The organism is Sphingomonas sp. (genome assembly GCA_019635535.1).
Classification (GTDB): Bacteria; Pseudomonadota; Alphaproteobacteria; order Sphingomonadales; family Sphingomonadaceae; genus Allosphingosinicella.
Genome location: JAHBZH010000001.1, coordinates 2,694,964 through 2,709,531, shown reverse-complemented (window position 1 = coordinate 2,709,531; position 14,568 = coordinate 2,694,964). Strand labels below are relative to the sequence as shown.

Sequence of the window (14,568 nt, the reverse complement as noted above, 5' to 3'; positions counted from 1 at the left end):
CGTCAGGCATCGTCGTTCACGCCCGCCGGGTCCGGTTCCCAGACCAGCAGGTCGCCAGGCTGGCACTCGAGATATTCGCAGATCTTATCCAGCGTCTCGAAGCGGATGCCTTTCACCCGGCCGGACTTGAGCAGGCTGAGATTGGTTTCGGTGATGCCGACATGGCCGGCAAGGTCCTTCGACTTCGCTTTCCTCAGCGCCAGCATGACATCGAGCCGGACGAGAATGGCCATGGCGCGCCTCAGACGATCTGGCTGGCGTCGTCGGCGATCGCCCGTGCCTCATCGAGCAGCCGCGCGACCAGGAACAGCATGCCGGTGACGAGCAGCATCAGCACCTGATTGGAATCGAACGACAATGTGACCGGCTCGACGCCCCATATGGCGGCCAGGGCCGGCGGGCCGGCCAGCGAGGCGATCACGGCCAGGCAGAGATAACGGGCGAAGCCGCGCAGCGCCGCCGCCGGAAAAGGCACGCCCCGTTCCACTTCGCGCAGCATCGCGGCGAGGCGCAGCAGAGCGAGGACGATGAGCAGGCCGAACAGCGCCATCATGATCGCCGCCGGCATCGGCGGCAGCCCGCCGGCCTCGATCGACATGCCGGGCAGAGCGGCGTCCCGGCCCATCACCAATGCCGCCGCCCCGGCGACGAACCCGGCCGCCACCAGGGCGGTACCGAGCAGGGTCATGACGCGCAGCCGGCGCGCGGTGCGGGCGACAAGAGGGTTGCTCGTCATTGATTGACATCCATAAATTATCGTAATACGATAAATAATATTTCCGATACGATACTATTCGTCTCTTGCGACAAGAGCAAGAGCGGTTGGAAAGGGCGAGGCGATGGCTGGAATGAAATATGCGCTGCTGATCCTGTCGGGCGGCGCCATGCTGATGATGGCGCCGCCCGCGCCGGCGCAGCCCCCGACGCTCGACGCCCTGTTCGCGGCGGCGGGGCGGGGCGACATGGCGCCGATCGCGCGCGCGCTCGATGAAGCGGCCGACGCGGACGAGCGCGCCCTGCTGCGCGCCCGGATCGCCGCCGCGCGCTACGAGTCCGGCATGGCGGCCGATCCGGTGCTGCGACGACTGGCGCAAGGCGAGGACCTGGATCGGCGCCGTGCCGCATTGGCCCTCCTCGCTTCGGTTGCCTTCGCGGACGGCGTCTATGCCGAGGCGGCCCGGCTCGGCCAGGTGCTGGAGGCGGAGTTGCTTGCGGCCGGCCGCGACGGCGCGGAAGGTGCGGGACGAATGTGGCGGCTCGCCGCTTTGCTGGCCGGCCAGCCCGCCCAGGTCGTGGACGGCGGCGTGGTGGCGGGCGCCGCGCCGGCACGAGTGGACCGGGTCGGCCTGCCGCGCATCGATTTCGCGGTGAACGGGGCCGCGCAGGAAGCGGTGTTCGACACCGGCGCGGCGCTGTCGGTGCTGTCGGCGGCGACCGCCGAACGGCTGGGCGTGCGCGTGCTGGAGGATGCGGCGGAAGTCGGCAACGGCGTCCAGGGCACGGTGCCGGTGCGGGTCGGGGTGGCGGAGCGGATCGAGATCGCCGGGACGGTGATCCGCAACGTGCCCTTCCTCATCATCGACGATGCGCAGCTTACCTTCCCGCAGGTGCCGGGCGGCTACGACATTCGCGCGATCGTCGGCCTGCCGGTGATGCGCGCGCTCGGCCGGCTCAGGATGGAGAATGCGGGCCGCCTGACCATTCTGCCCGGCGACCCGCCATCCGACGGCGTCCAGAACATGCATGCCGACGGCAACGATCTCTATATCGATGTGACCATCGACGGCCGGCCGGTGCCGCTCTTTCTCGACACCGGGGCCAATCAGACCAGCCTGAGCGCGCTCTATGCCGAGGCCCATCCGGAAATCGTGGCGGCGCTCGAAACCCGGGATGTCCGGCTGGCCAGCGCGGGCGGCGCCCGCCAGTCGCGCGTCGCGAACTGGACGGATGTGCCGGTCGGGCTTGCGGGACGCACGCTGGTGCTGCCGGACATCCCGGTGACGCTGCCCGGCGACGGACCGGCGGGACGCCATTACGGTGTGCTGGGATCGAACCTGCTGCGCGCGTTCGAAAGCTATACGCTGGATTTCGCGGCGATGCGGCTGGAGCTTGGCGCGCCGGTGCGAAACGAATAGCTCAGGCCTGTTTCAACCAGGCGGCCAGCGCCGCCTGCTCCTTCGGCGCGAGACCGAGGCCCAATTTGGTGCGGCGCCACAATATGTCCTCGGCGGTGCGCGCCCATTCGTGGGTCATGAGATAGCGGACTTCGGCTTCGTAGAGGTCCGCGCCGAAATGCCGGCCCATGTCGGCGAGGCTGTCGACGCCGTCGAGGATGCGGTCGAGCCGGGTGCCGTAAGCGCGGCTGAGGCGATCGAGCATCGGCGCGGGCATCCACTTGGCCAGTTCGTTCATCCAGGCATTGAAGCCTGGCAGGATCTGCCCGCCCGGCAGCGGCGACGTGGCGGTGAACTTGAAGCCGCCGATGCCGAGCCTGTCGAGGGTGTCGATGGCGAGGGCGCGCGCCGTGGTCAGCTTGCCGCCGAAGACCGACAGCAGCTTCGCGCCGGGCGCGTCGTCCAGCTCCAGCCGGTAGTCGCGCGTGATCTTGCTCGCCTCGGCCGCACCGTCGTCATGGAGAGCGCGAATGCCGGCATAGGACCAGATGACGTCTTCGGGCGCGACCTGGCGGCGCAGATAGGCATTGGCGGCGGCGCAGAGATAATCGGTTTCAGCCGGAGCGATCGCCGCATCGTCCGGCCTGTCCGTCGGGGCGTCGGTCGTGCCGATCAGGCTGTTCGGGCCGTAGGGCAGGACGAAGACGACGCGCCCGTCCGGTTGCGGCAGGATATAGGCATGATCGCCGTCATGGAGGCGCGGCACGGCGATATGGCTGCCCCGCACCAGCCGGACGCGGCTTTCGCCCTGCTCGCCCAGCCGACCGTTCAAGACTTCGGAGACCCAGGGGCCGGCCGCGTTGACGATGATCCGCGCCGTCACGGTCCGGCCGCCGGACAGTTTGGCGATCCAGTGATCGCGCTCGCGTCGCGCGGAGAGGAATTCGGTGCGGGTCGCGATCTCGGCGCCGCGCTCCTGCGCGTCGAGCGCGTTGAGAACGACCAGCCGGGCATCGTCCACCCGCGCGTCCCAATAGGCGGCGAGCTTCGCCGCCGGATCGCGCAAGGGCGCGCGGGCGGCTTCGTCGTTTTTCCCGACCCCGCGCGAGCGGGGCAGGCTCGAGCGCCGGCCCGCCAGAAGATCGTAGAGCATCAGGCCGATACGGATCATCCACCATGGACGCCCGCCCGGCGGCCGGGGCAGGATGAAGCGCAGCGGATGAACGATGTGCGGCGCGGTGCGCAGCATCGTCTCGCGCTCGTGCAGAGATTCCCTCACCAGCTTGAAATCGTACTGCTCCAGATAGCGCAGCCCGCCATGGATCAGCTTGGACGAAGCCGAGCTGGTATGGCTGGCCAGATCGTCCTTCTCGACCAGCAGCACGGACAGCCCGCGCCCCGCCGCGTCGCGCGCGATCGCGCAGCCGTTGATGCCGCCGCCGATGACGAGAAGGTCGAAGCTGTCCATCGCGGCCGGGCCGGGTCAGCCCTCGTCCGCCGCGTCGATCATGTCCATGAAGTCGCGCGCCGCCTCGCGGTCCTCTTCGTCCTTGAACGCGACGTCGAGATCGGGCGCGGCGCCGAGCATGTGGAGCAGGGTCCACAAAGCGAAACGCCGGTCCCGGTCCTTTTCGAGGCCGAATTCGACCTGCATCCGCTCGATGCCCGCCCCGATCGCGTCTGGCGTGAGCGTGTCGAGATCGGCGGTCCCGAAATGGCGGCGGAGCTGATCGTCGAAATCCATCGCGCGATTATAGTGGCGTAGCGCGAGAAGCGCGAGGCTAGTGCGCGAGATTGCTCCACGGGGTCAGCATCCACACCGCCATCGCGATCATCATCAGATTCTCGGTCAGCGAGACGAAACCCAGAGGCACGCTGCTGCCGCCGCCGACACAGGCGCATTTGAGCTCGCGCCGGTCGATATAGACCGCCTTGAACACCGATACCGCGCCGATCGTCCCGATGAAGAGCGCGACGGGAATGGAGAGCCAGTCCAGCGCGTGCGCGACCATCAGCGCGCCCGCGCCCAGCTCCGCGAACGGATAGATATAGCCATAAGGCACCCAGCGCTGCGCCAGCAGATCGTAGTTCAGGAACATGCTGGAAAAGCTCTCCACGTCCTGCAGCTTCAGCATGGCGAGCGTCATCATGGAAAGGCCGATGAACCATTCGGCCGCCCGGATCGTGAAGGGCGAGCCCTGGCTGAACTGGCTGAAAGCGAGCGCCATCAAGGCGGTGACGGCGAAGACGGCCAGCACCGGCACATAGGAGGTCGCCCTGGGATCGCGGACGCCGAGGCCGAAATGGCGGCGCAGATCGTCATAGCCGCCGATCCGCGTTCCATCGATGAAGACTTGGGGCGTGGTCGCCACGTCATGCTCGGTCTTGAAGGCGTCGGTCTGTGCGCGGGTGGTCAGCCAGCGATCTTCCACTTCATAGCCTTTGCGCCGCAGCAGCCAGAGCGCCTTGCGGCCATAAGGGCAGACATGATCCGGCATCACCATGCGATGCAGCGTGGCGCGGCGTGGGACGGAGGAGGTCATCGGAAGTTCCTTTCCGGCGCCGGGCGAGGCCGGCGCGCGCTTGTTCCTGAACGGGCCGTACGTCATATAGGGTCCGGACCATGGTACGGAGTCAAGCGATGGCGGCGATGACCATTTCGCGGCTTGCCAAGGCGGGCGGCGTCGGCGTGGAGACGGTGCGTTACTATCAACGGCGCGGGCTGCTGGAGACGCCCGCGAAATCCGGCGGCGTGCGGCATTATGGCGCGGCGGACGTCCGGCGGCTGCGGTTCATCCGTTCCGCGCAGGCGGCGGGGTTCACGCTGGAGCAGATCGGCGAATTGCTGGCGCTGGACGTGGGCGAAGACCGAAAGCGCGCCCGGGAGTTGGCGACCGCGCGGATCGCCGCCCTCGATGCCAGGATCGCAGAGCTGAAGGCGGCGCGCGCCTCGCTGGCAACGCTCGCCTCGGCCTGTGCCGCATCCGGGCAGGGGCCATGCCCGATCATCGCGGCGTTCGAGGAATCCGGCCAAGAAAGTGCTGGATTCCCGAACGCGCGCGGCTGACCATGGCGGCAGGAGGGGCCATGGCCGAAGAGCAGATCCTCGTTATCGACGAAGGCACGACGAGCACGCGGGCGATGCTGTTCGCGGCGGACGGCCGCTGCCTGGGCAGCGCCGACAGGGAGATCGCGCAATCCTATCCCCGACCGGGCTGGGTCGAGCATGATCCGGAGGAGATCTGGCTGGGGAGCCTCGGCTGCGCGCGCCATGTCGCGGACGACGGCGCCCGGATAAGCGCGATCGGCATCGCCAACCAGCGCGAGACGATCCTGTTCTGGAACCGGCGCACCGGCCGCCCGCTCGGCCCCGCCATCGTCTGGCAGGACCGGCGCACCGCCGATCTGTGCGCGCGGCTCAGGCAAGCGGGGCACGAGCCGGCGGTGCAGGCGAAGACGGGCCTGCTGCTCGATCCCTATTTCTCCGCCTCGAAGATCGCCTGGGCGCTGGAGAATTGGCCGCAGCTTCGCGAAGCGGGCGAAGATCTCGCGATCGGCACGGTGGAAAGCTGGCTGGTCTTCCGGCTGACCGGCGGACGCCACGTCACCGATGCCACCAACGCCTCGCGCACCGCCCTGATGGACATCCATGCCGGCCGCTGGGACGATGGGCTGTGCGACCTGTTCGGCGTGCCGCGCGGCGCGCTGCCCGAGATCGTCGATTGCGCAGGCGATTTCGGGACGACCGACCTGCTCGGCGCGCCGGTGAAGATCGCCGGCCTCGCCGGCGATCAGCAGGCGGCGGCGGTCGGGCAGGTCTGCCTCGCGCCAGGCGACACCAAGGCGACCTACGGCACCGGCGCCTTCGTGCTGACCAATACCGGAGGCGACGCACCGGCTTCGAAGAACCGGCTGCTGACGACGGTGGCGTGGCAGCTCGGCGGCGAGCGTGCCTATGCGCTGGAAGGATCGGTGTTCGTCGCGGGCAGCGTGGTCAAATGGCTGCGCGACGCGATCGGGCTGGTCGCGACGGCGGCGGAAACCGAGGCAATGGCACGATCCGTCGAGGACAATGGTGGCGTCTATCTGGTGCCCGCCCATGTCGGGCTGGGGGCGCCGCACTGGGCGCCGGATGCGCGCGGGGCGATCACCGGCCTCAGCTTCGGCGCCGGCCGCGCGCATGTCGTGCGCGCGGCGCTGGAAGCGATGGCGCACCAGACCCACGATCTGATGACCGCCTTCGCCGCCGACGGCGCGGCCTGGGGTCGCCTGAGGATCGACGGTGGCATGACCGCGAACGATTGGGTCGCGCAGGATTTGGCCGACATGCTCGATCTCGAGGTCGAGCGGCCGGAATTCGTCGAGACGACGGCGCTGGGCGCGGCGATGCTGGCCGGGGTTGGCGGCGGGCTGTTCGGCTCGCTCGGCGAGGCCGCGGCGATGCGCGGGGGCGTCGAACATTTCAGCCCGGCGATGGACCCGAACGCGCGCGGGCGCCGCCTCGATGGATGGCGCGGCGCGATCGGGAGGGTGCTGGGATAAGGCGCGCGCAAGGCCGTTCCCGGTGCGACCTTGTCATGAAGGCGGGACAAGGCCAACATCGGCCGCGATCAAGCATGTGGAGGGCTCACCCATGAAGACACCGATCTGCGTGACGATGCTGGCCTTGTGCGTCGCGGGGCCGACGCTGGCGATGCAATCCCAGGAAGAAGAGCGACGATCCGCGATGCCGCGCACCGTGCGCGGCGAGCTGACTCTCTATGCGATGACCAATTACAACGGCTCGACCTGGACGATCGATTCCGCCTCGCGCAATGTCCGCACGGACTGGAATATCCGCAGCATCGCCGTCCATCCCGGCGACCGCTGGGAAATCTGTGCGCGGAGCAGCTTCCGCAGCCCGTGCATCGTCCTCGACCGCAGCGTCGCCGATTCGGCCCTGATCGGGGTGGAAGGGCAGATCGGCTCGGCGCGCCCCGCACCCGCGGAAAACGCGAACTAGGATTCGACAGGCGGCGTCCAGCTGTCGTCGATCATATTGATGATCGCGGAGAAGTCCTTGCCGCCGCCGCCCAGCGCTTCGGCGAAGCGGGTGTATAGCTCCTCGGCATGGGCGCCCATCGGCGTGTAGGCGTCGGCGCTCTTCGCCGCTTCCATGGCGAGCCGCAGGTCCTTCAGCATCAGCGCCGCCGCGAAGCCGCCTTCGTAATTGCGGTCGGCCGGCGTTTCGGGGCCGACGCCGGGGACGGGGCAATAACTGGTCATCGACCAGCACTGGCCGGACGCTTTCGACGAGATGTCGAAGAAGGTCTGGAGATCGAGCCCCAGTTTCTGCGCCATGGCGAAGGTCTCGCAGGTCGCGACCATCGAGGCGCCGAGCAGCATGTTGTTGCAGATCTTCGCCGCTTGGCCCGCGCCCGCGCCGCCGGCATGGATCACGGCCTTGCCCATCTGCGCCAGGAACGGCTCGGCGCGCTTGAACGCCTCCTCGGTGCCGCCGACCATGAAGGTGAGCGTGCCGCCTTCCGCTGCGGCGATGCCGCCGGAAACGGGCGCGTCGACCATCAGGGTGGAGCCGGCCTGCGCCTGTCCGATCACGTCGCGCGCGCTGTCCACGTCGATCGTCGAGCAGTCCATCAGGATCGCGCTGGTCGGCGCCTTGCCGATGATCGCGTCGGCATAGACCTGGCGGACATGCTTGCCGGCGGGCAGCATGGTGACGACCGCCTCGGCATCGGCGACCGCCTCCTCGGCGGACGCGGCGCGCAGCGCCCCGCGCGCCTCGGCGCGGGCCAGCGCTTCTTCGGACAGGTCGAAGGCGCGCACGTCATGCCCCGCTTTGGCGAGATTCGCGGCCATCCCGCCGCCCATATTGCCCAGCCCGATGAATGCGACGCGTGCCATGTTTCACCTTTCTTGTTCCCCGGCGAAGGCCGGGGTCCAGGCGGCGCTACCGCGCCGATCTTGTTCGGAACTAGACCCCGGCCTTCGCCGGGGAACGGCTAAATCTAACGCCCTGTCCACTCCGCCTGACGCTTGGCGACGAAGGCGCTCATCCCTTCCTTCTGGTCCTGCGTGCCGAACAGGCCGTGGAACAGCCGGCGCTCGAACGCTATGCCCTGCGCCAGATTGTTCTCATAGGCGGCGTTGACCATCTCCTTGTTGGCGATGGCGGCGAGCGGGGCCATCGCGGCGATCGTCCCGGCCGTCTTCAGCGCCTCGTCGAGCAGCTCGGCCGCCGGCACGACGCGGGCGACGAGGCCGGCGCGCTCGGCTTCCTCGGCCCCCATCATCCGGCCGGTGAGGCACATCTCCATCGCCTTGGCCTTGCCGATCGCGCGGGTCAGGCGCTGCGATCCGCCCATGCCGGGCGCGACGCCCAGCTTGATCTCCGGCTGGCCGAATTTGGCGTTGTCGCCGGCGATGATGAAATCGGCCATCATCGCGACCTCGCAGCCGCCGCCCAGCGCGAAGCCGTTGACCGCCGCGATCCAGGGCTTGCGGGTCGCCGTCACCTTCTCCCAGCCGGCGAAGAAGTTGGCGCCGTACATCTCCGCGAAGCCCTGTTCCTCCATCTCCTTGATGTCGGCGCCGGCGGCGAAGGCCTTTTCGGAGCCCGTGAGCACGAGGCAGCGCTGGCTCTGATCCGCGTCATAAGCCGCGAAGGCATCGATCAGCTCGGCCAGCACTTGGCTGTTGAGCGCGTTCAGCGCCTGCGGGCGATTGAGCGTGACGAGCGTCACCGCGCCCTTCGGCTCGACCAGGATGGTTTCGTAGGCGGGCATCATTCGTCTCCGTCGATGGGCAGCGGGGTCCAGGTCTCGCCCGGCGGCAGCGGCGCGAAGAAGGCGTCGACCATCTCGGGCGTCACCTCCTCCGGCGTGGCGGGGGTCCAGCGCGGTGCATTGTCCTTGTCGATGAGGAGCGCGCGCACGCCTTCGTAGAAGTCGCCGTGGCGGAACATGCGCGTCACGATCGCGAACTCCATCCGCATCTCGTCCAGGAAATGCGGCTGGCGCGGACTTTCGACGAGCATCCGCAGGCTGACCTTGCAGGCGGTCGGCGATTTTTTGGCGAGGATGTCGAGCTGCTGCGTCGCCCACTCGCCGCCATCGGCGCGCAAAGCGGCGAGAATCTCCTCATATTCGTCCGACGCGAACAGCCGGTCCATCAGTGGCAGCAGCTCGGCGATCTTCGACGGCGGCGGCGCGACCGCCGCGCCCGCGAGCAGGCTCTCCGCCTTTTCCGGCTCCTGGCAGAGCTGGTCCTTCAGCGCCTCCAGCCGATCGGACGGAATGTAGAAATTGGCGAGGCCGAGCGTCACGCAATCGGCGCCGTCGATCCGCGCGCCGGTCAGCGCCAGATATTGCGCCACCCGGCCGCGCAGCCGCGAGAGGTACCGCCCGCCGCCCACGTCCGGAAACAGGCCGATCGTCGTCTCCGGCATGGCGAAGACGGTCCGCTCGGTCGCCACCCGGTAGCGGCAGGGGCAGGAAATGCCGACGCCGCCGCCCATCGTGATGCCGTCCATGAACACCACGCCCGGCTTGGCGTAGGTGTACATGAGGTGGTTCAGCCGATATTCCTCGAAGAAGAAGGCGCGGCCCGCCTCGTCGTGGCCCGCCGCGCTCTTGGCGATCGTCACGACATCGCCACCGGCGCAGAAGCCGCGCCCCTCCGCATGATCGATGATGACCAGCCGCACGGCGGTGTCGTTGCGCCAGTTGAGCAGCGCCTGGGTCATCTGCCGCACCATCGCCAGGTTCAGCGCATGCAGCGCCTTGGGCCGGTTGAGCCGCAAGCGTCCGGCACGGCCGTCGATATAGGTGAGGGTGTCGGTATTGGCGTCGTCGATCATTGCGCCTTGTGCGCCCCCATTTTCATCAGTCATGCGTGATGCGGACATAGCTGCCCGGCGCGGCCTCGATGGCGTTTTTCGGCTTGCGGGCCTTCACCTTGCCGGTGCCGTGCGCGTCGAGCCACGCGGTCCAGTGCGGCCACCAGGAGCCTTCGTGACGGGTCGCGCCGTCGAGCCATGCCTGCGCCGTCTCGGGCCGCGCGTCGTTCGTCCAATAGCCATGCTTGTTCGCCGCCGGCGGGTTGATCACGCCGGCATTGTGGCCGGAGCCGCCGAGGATGTAATTCACCGGCCCGCCGAACAATTTCGTGCCGTCATAGACCGCTTCCCAGGCCGACACATGATCGTCCTTCAGCGCGATCACGGTCATCGGCGTCTTCACCGCGCCGAGATCGATCGCGACATCGCCGACCGCGAAACCGCTCCCCGCCTTCAGCGCATTCTTCGCGAGGAGCCCGCGATTGTAGCTGCTGAGGAACGCCGCCGGGATGCGCGCGCCGTCCTCGAACCAGTGGAGCAGGTCGGAGGGCGGAGCCGGCCGGTCGAGCAGGTAATGGTTCACCACCGACGACCAGATGAGATCGTTGGAGCGCACGGCGGCGAAGAGCTGCTGCAATTCCGTCGAATCGATGAAGCCGCGCTTGGCGAGATGATCCTCCAGCGCGTCCAGATGCGCTTCGTGGACGAAGGCCGACCAGTCGCGCATGTCGGCGAAATCGACCATCGATCCGATCAGCGTGGCGCTGTTCACCTCGTCCGCCCGGCCCTTCGCGGCGAGCCAGGCGAGGGCGATCGCGACGAGCGTGCCGCCGAGGCAGAAGCTGAACAGATCGACCCTGTCCGCCTTCGCCGCCTTGCGGGCCGCGCCGATCGCCTCGACGATGCCGTCCAGCACATACTGCTCGACGCCCATGTCGCGGTGGCGCTCGTCCGGATTGACCCAGGAGATGACGAACACGGTTCGCCCCTGATCGACCAGCCATTTGACCAGGCTCGACTTCGGCTGGAGGTCGATCATGTAATATTTGTTCACCAGCGGCGGCACATAGAGCAGGGGCTCCGCCGCCACCTCCTCCGTCGCCGGATTGTATTGGATGAGCTGGAACAGATCGTTCTGGAACACGACCGATCCGGGCGTCGTGGCCAGCGTCTCGCCCACGACGAAATCGCTTTCCGTCCGGCGCTTCACGATGCCCTTGCCGGCGGCCACGTCCTCCAGCAGGTTGGCGAAGCCGGCGGCGAGATTGGCGCCGCCCGTCTCCACTGTGCGCTGGACCACTTCGGGATTGGTCATAGCGAAATTGGTCGGCGCGACGGCGTTCAGATATTGATCGGCGAGGAAGTTCATCATCGCCGCCTTCGATCCGTCGCCGCCCGCCGCCTTCACGCTCTCGCGAAGCTGCTTCGAGGCGAGCAGATAGGCGTCCCGCAGCGCGCGGAAATAGGGCTGCTCTTCCCAGCCCGGATGGGCGAAGCGCCGGTCGCGCGGCCTGGCGTCGGACGGGGCTTTGGGCGTCAGCGCGTCGGTCCAGAAAGCGGTCCATTCGCGCGCCGCGTCCAGCTGCACCTGCAGCAACTGCTCGGGCCGGACATTGACCGCGAATTCGGCCATGGTCTGGAACAGCGCGAGCGGATCGTAGGGCCTGGACGTCGCGAGGGGCGGTCCCCCCCGAACGGCCGCTTGCGCCGCCTCGCCGAGATGCTGCAGCGCCGCCGTCCATTGCTCGGCGATGCGCGCGGGATGGTCCGTGGTTTCCGTCACTGGCGGGTCAGCTCCCGCCCGACGATCATCCGCATCACCTGATTGGTGCCCTCAAGGATCGAATGGACGCGGAGATCCCGCCAGAAACGCTCGATCGGGTAATCCTGCAGATAGCCGTAGCCGCCGTGGAGCTGGAGCGCGCGGTCCACGATCGACGAGCCCGAGTCGGTCGCGAGCCGCTTCGCCATCGCCGCGAACTTCGTCTTGTCCGGCGCATTCTCCGTCACCTTCACCGCCGCCGCGTAGAGCAGCATCCGGGCGGCCTGCAACTCGGTCTCCATGTCGGCGAGCATGAATTGCGTGTTCTGGAAATCGGCGATGGCCTGGCCGAACTGCTTGCGGTCCTTCGTATAGGCGATCGCCTCGTCCAGGCAGCGCTGCGCCCCGCCCAGCGAGCAGGCGCCGATATTGAGCCGCCCGCCGTCCAGCCCCATCATCGCGATGCGGAAGCCCTCGCCCTCGCCGCCGACCAGATTCTCCGCCGGCACGCGGACGGCATCGAAATTGACCTGCGCGGTCGGTTGCGAATGCCAGCCGAGCTTCTTTTCCTGCGCGCCGAAGCTGACGCCCGGCATGTCCTTTTCGATGACGAGACAGGAAATGCCCTTCGGCCCATCCACCCCGGTGCGGACCATGCAGACATAGATCTCGTTCTCGCCGCCGCCGGAGATGAACTGCTTGGTGCCGGTGACGACATAATCGCCGCCGTCCTTCACCGCCCTGGTCTTGAGCGCGGCGGCGTCGGAGCCGGAACCGGGCTCGGTCAGGCAATAGGAGCCGATCCGCTCCATCGTCACCATCGAGGGGAGATATTTGTCCTTCACCGCCTGCGCGCCGAAACGGTCGATCATCCACGACGCCATGTTGTGGATCGAGATGAAGGCGCTGGTGGAGGGACAGCCATAGGCCATCGCCTCCATGATGAGGGCCGCCTCCAGCCGCCCCAGCCCGATGCCCCCGGAATCCTCGGACACATAGATGGAGCCGAAGCCCAGCTCGGCGGCCGACCGGATCGTGTCGCGCGGAAAGATATGCTTCTCGTCCCACTCCCCGGCATAAGGCGAGATCGCATCGGTGGTGAACTGGCGCGCCATCTCCTGGATCTGGCGCTGCTCGTCGGTGAGGTCGAACTGGTTGGTCATAGTCCTCGCTCTAGCAGCCCCTCTCCCCTTGCGGGAGAGGGTAGGGAGAGGGGGACCTCCGAAGCGGCTCGATGCCGCTGAGGAAGTTGAGGAAGGAGTCTCTTGGCCGGCGGACGCCGGCCGCCCCTCTCTCCAACCTCTCTCCCGCAAGGGGGAGAGAGGCTTGGCCTCACCCCATCGTCGGAATCACGAACGCGTTCTCGCCGCCTGCGCTGCCGTCCGGCCAGCGCTGCGTCACCTTCTTGTTCTTGGTCCAGAAGCGCACGCCTTCCGGCCCGTGCTGGTCGATGTCGCCGAAGCCGCTGCGCTTCCAGCCGCCGAACGTGTGATAGGCGACCGGCACCGGGATCGGCACGTTGATGCCGACCATGCCGACATTGACCCGCGCCGCGAACTCACGCGCCGCGTGGCCGTTGCGGGTGAAGATGGCGACGCCGTTGCCGTAATCGTGCTCGCTGGGCAGGCGCACCGCCTCCTCGAAGCTGTCGGCGCGGACCATCTGGAGCACGGGGCCGAAAATCTCTTCTTTGTAGGAGCGGAAGCTCGGCTGCACATGATCGAAGAAGGTCGGGCCGACGAAGAAGCCCTGCTCATGGCCCTGCAGCGTGAAGCCGCGCCCGTCGATCACCAGCTCGCCGCCCTCGTCGGCGCACATCTGGATGTAGCTTTCCACCTTCGCCTTGTGCGCGGCGGTGACGACCGGGCCGTAATGGGCGTCGGGATCGGTGGAGACGCCGACGCGCAGCCCCTCGATCGCCGGGATCAGCTTCTCGCGCAGCGCATTGGCGGTCTTGTCGCCCACCGGCACGACCACCGGCAGCGCCATGCAGCGCTCGCCGGCCGAGCCGAAGGCGGCGCCGGCGAGGTCGTTCACCACCTGGTCGAGATCGGCGTCGGGCATGACGATGCCGTGATTCTTGGCGCCGCCGAACGCCTGCACGCGCTTGTTGTTCGCGGTGCCGCGCGAATAGATGTACTGCGCGATGTCGGAGGAGCCGACGAAGCTGATCGCCTTGATGTCGTCATGGTCGAGGATCGCGTCGACCATCTCCTTGTCGCCATGGACGACATTGAGCACGCCGTCCGGCAGGCCCGCTTCCTTCATCAGCTCGGCGAGGCGCACCGGCACGCTGGGGTCGCGCTCGGAGGGCTTGAGGATGAAGGTGTTGCCGCAGGCGATGGCGACGCCGAACATCCACATCGGGATCATCGCCGGGAAGTTGAACGGTGTGATGCCGGCGACGACGCCCAGCGGCTGGCGCATCGAATAGACGTCGATGCCGGGGCCGGCGCCGATCGTATATTCGCCCTTCAGCGCATGCGGGATGCCGCAGGCATATTCGATCACCTCCAGCCCGCGCTGCACGTCGCCCTTGGCGTCGGCGACGACCTTGCCGTGCTCGCTGGCGAGCAGGAGGGCGAGATCGTCCATATTGGCTTCGACCAGCGCCTTGAAATTGAACATGACGCGCGCGCGGCGCTGCGGATTGGTCGCGGCCCAATCGGGGAAGGCCTCGCGCGCGGCCGCCACGGCTTTCTCGAGATCGGCGGCGGTACCCAGGCGGACCCGCGCCTGCACATTGCCTTCGCTGGGGTTGAAGACGTCGCCGTGGCGCTCGCCGGACGCGAACGCGGCGCCCGCGACGAAATGATCGATGTTGCGCATGATATCCTCGTGACTCGAAAGGGCCG

The 14,568-nt window shown here is 67.9% G+C and carries 15 protein-coding genes; 4 read left to right on the top strand and 11 right to left on the bottom strand.

The window, feature by feature from the left end:
• Positions 1-2: 2 nt before the first annotated feature.
• Both KF780_13890 and KF780_13885 read right to left on the bottom strand, forming a co-directional pair.
• Entirely contained in the window at positions 3-233 is a 231-nt protein-coding gene (locus tag KF780_13890; GenBank protein MBX3562892.1) for a helix-turn-helix transcriptional regulator, read from the bottom strand.
• Between the two features lie 8 nt (positions 234-241).
• Positions 242-736: a hypothetical protein gene (locus KF780_13885; protein MBX3562891.1), complete on the bottom strand. Its 495-nt coding sequence runs from the start codon at positions 734-736 to the stop codon at positions 242-244.
• Positions 737-839: 103 nt separating this feature from the next.
• Between KF780_13885 and KF780_13880 the strand changes: the two genes are divergently transcribed.
• Complete coding sequence (locus KF780_13880; GenBank protein MBX3562890.1) at positions 840-2,135, top strand: aspartyl protease family protein; 1,296 nt, start codon at positions 840-842, stop codon at positions 2,133-2,135.
• 1 nt (position 2,136) lies between these two features.
• On the opposite strand, the gene glpD is transcribed toward KF780_13880, so the two are convergent.
• Genes glpD through KF780_13865 form a run of 3 tightly spaced genes read right to left on the bottom strand, consistent with a single transcriptional unit; the run spans position 2,137 to position 4,657 of the window.
• Complete coding sequence (glpD, locus tag KF780_13875; GenBank protein ID MBX3562889.1) at positions 2,137-3,582, bottom strand: glycerol-3-phosphate dehydrogenase; 1,446 nt, start codon at positions 3,580-3,582, stop codon at positions 2,137-2,139.
• 15 nt (positions 3,583-3,597) lie between these two features.
• Positions 3,598-3,858 (bottom strand): hypothetical protein, encoded by a 261-nt coding sequence (locus KF780_13870; GenBank protein MBX3562888.1) that lies wholly within the window; start codon positions 3,856-3,858, stop codon positions 3,598-3,600.
• Positions 3,859-3,895: 37 nt separating this feature from the next.
• Positions 3,896-4,657, bottom strand: coding sequence for a glutaredoxin family protein (locus tag KF780_13865; protein ID MBX3562887.1), 762 nt, complete (start codon positions 4,655-4,657; stop codon positions 3,896-3,898).
• 98 nt (positions 4,658-4,755) lie between these two features.
• On the opposite strand from KF780_13865, the gene KF780_13860 reads away from it, so the two are divergent.
• From KF780_13860 to KF780_13850, 3 genes are all read left to right on the top strand, one after another.
• Positions 4,756-5,181: a MerR family transcriptional regulator gene (locus KF780_13860; GenBank protein ID MBX3562886.1), complete on the top strand. Its 426-nt coding sequence runs from the start codon at positions 4,756-4,758 to the stop codon at positions 5,179-5,181.
• 20 nt (positions 5,182-5,201) lie between these two features.
• On the top strand, positions 5,202-6,656 hold the full coding sequence (gene glpK, locus KF780_13855; GenBank protein ID MBX3562885.1) for a glycerol kinase GlpK: 1,455 nt from the start codon (positions 5,202-5,204) through the stop codon (positions 6,654-6,656).
• Between the two features lie 91 nt (positions 6,657-6,747).
• A complete protein-coding gene (locus KF780_13850; protein ID MBX3562884.1) occupies positions 6,748-7,116 on the top strand; it encodes a hypothetical protein in 369 nt (122 codons plus the stop codon).
• On the opposite strand, the gene mmsB is transcribed toward KF780_13850, so the two are convergent.
• From mmsB to KF780_13820, 6 genes are all read right to left on the bottom strand, one after another.
• Positions 7,113-8,018: a 3-hydroxyisobutyrate dehydrogenase gene (gene mmsB, locus KF780_13845; protein ID MBX3562883.1), complete on the bottom strand. Its 906-nt coding sequence runs from the start codon at positions 8,016-8,018 to the stop codon at positions 7,113-7,115. The two genes, KF780_13850 and mmsB, sit on opposite strands and share 4 nt — an antisense overlap.
• A gap of 104 nt (positions 8,019-8,122) precedes the next feature.
• Positions 8,123-8,899, bottom strand: coding sequence for an enoyl-CoA hydratase (locus KF780_13840; protein MBX3562882.1), 777 nt, complete (start codon positions 8,897-8,899; stop codon positions 8,123-8,125).
• A complete protein-coding gene (locus KF780_13835) occupies positions 8,899-9,972 on the bottom strand; it encodes an enoyl-CoA hydratase/isomerase family protein (protein ID MBX3562881.1) in 1,074 nt (357 codons plus the stop codon). The genes KF780_13840 and KF780_13835 overlap by 1 nt, the downstream gene beginning before the upstream one ends.
• Before the next feature lie 25 nt (positions 9,973-9,997).
• Positions 9,998-11,734 (bottom strand): hypothetical protein, encoded by a 1,737-nt coding sequence (locus KF780_13830; protein MBX3562880.1) that lies wholly within the window; start codon positions 11,732-11,734, stop codon positions 9,998-10,000.
• Entirely contained in the window at positions 11,731-12,876 is a 1,146-nt protein-coding gene (locus tag KF780_13825) for an acyl-CoA dehydrogenase family protein (GenBank protein MBX3562879.1), read from the bottom strand. The genes KF780_13830 and KF780_13825 overlap by 4 nt, the downstream gene beginning before the upstream one ends.
• Before the next feature lie 169 nt (positions 12,877-13,045).
• A complete protein-coding gene (locus KF780_13820; GenBank protein ID MBX3562878.1) occupies positions 13,046-14,542 on the bottom strand; it encodes a CoA-acylating methylmalonate-semialdehyde dehydrogenase in 1,497 nt (498 codons plus the stop codon).
• Positions 14,543-14,568 lie beyond the last annotated feature (26 nt).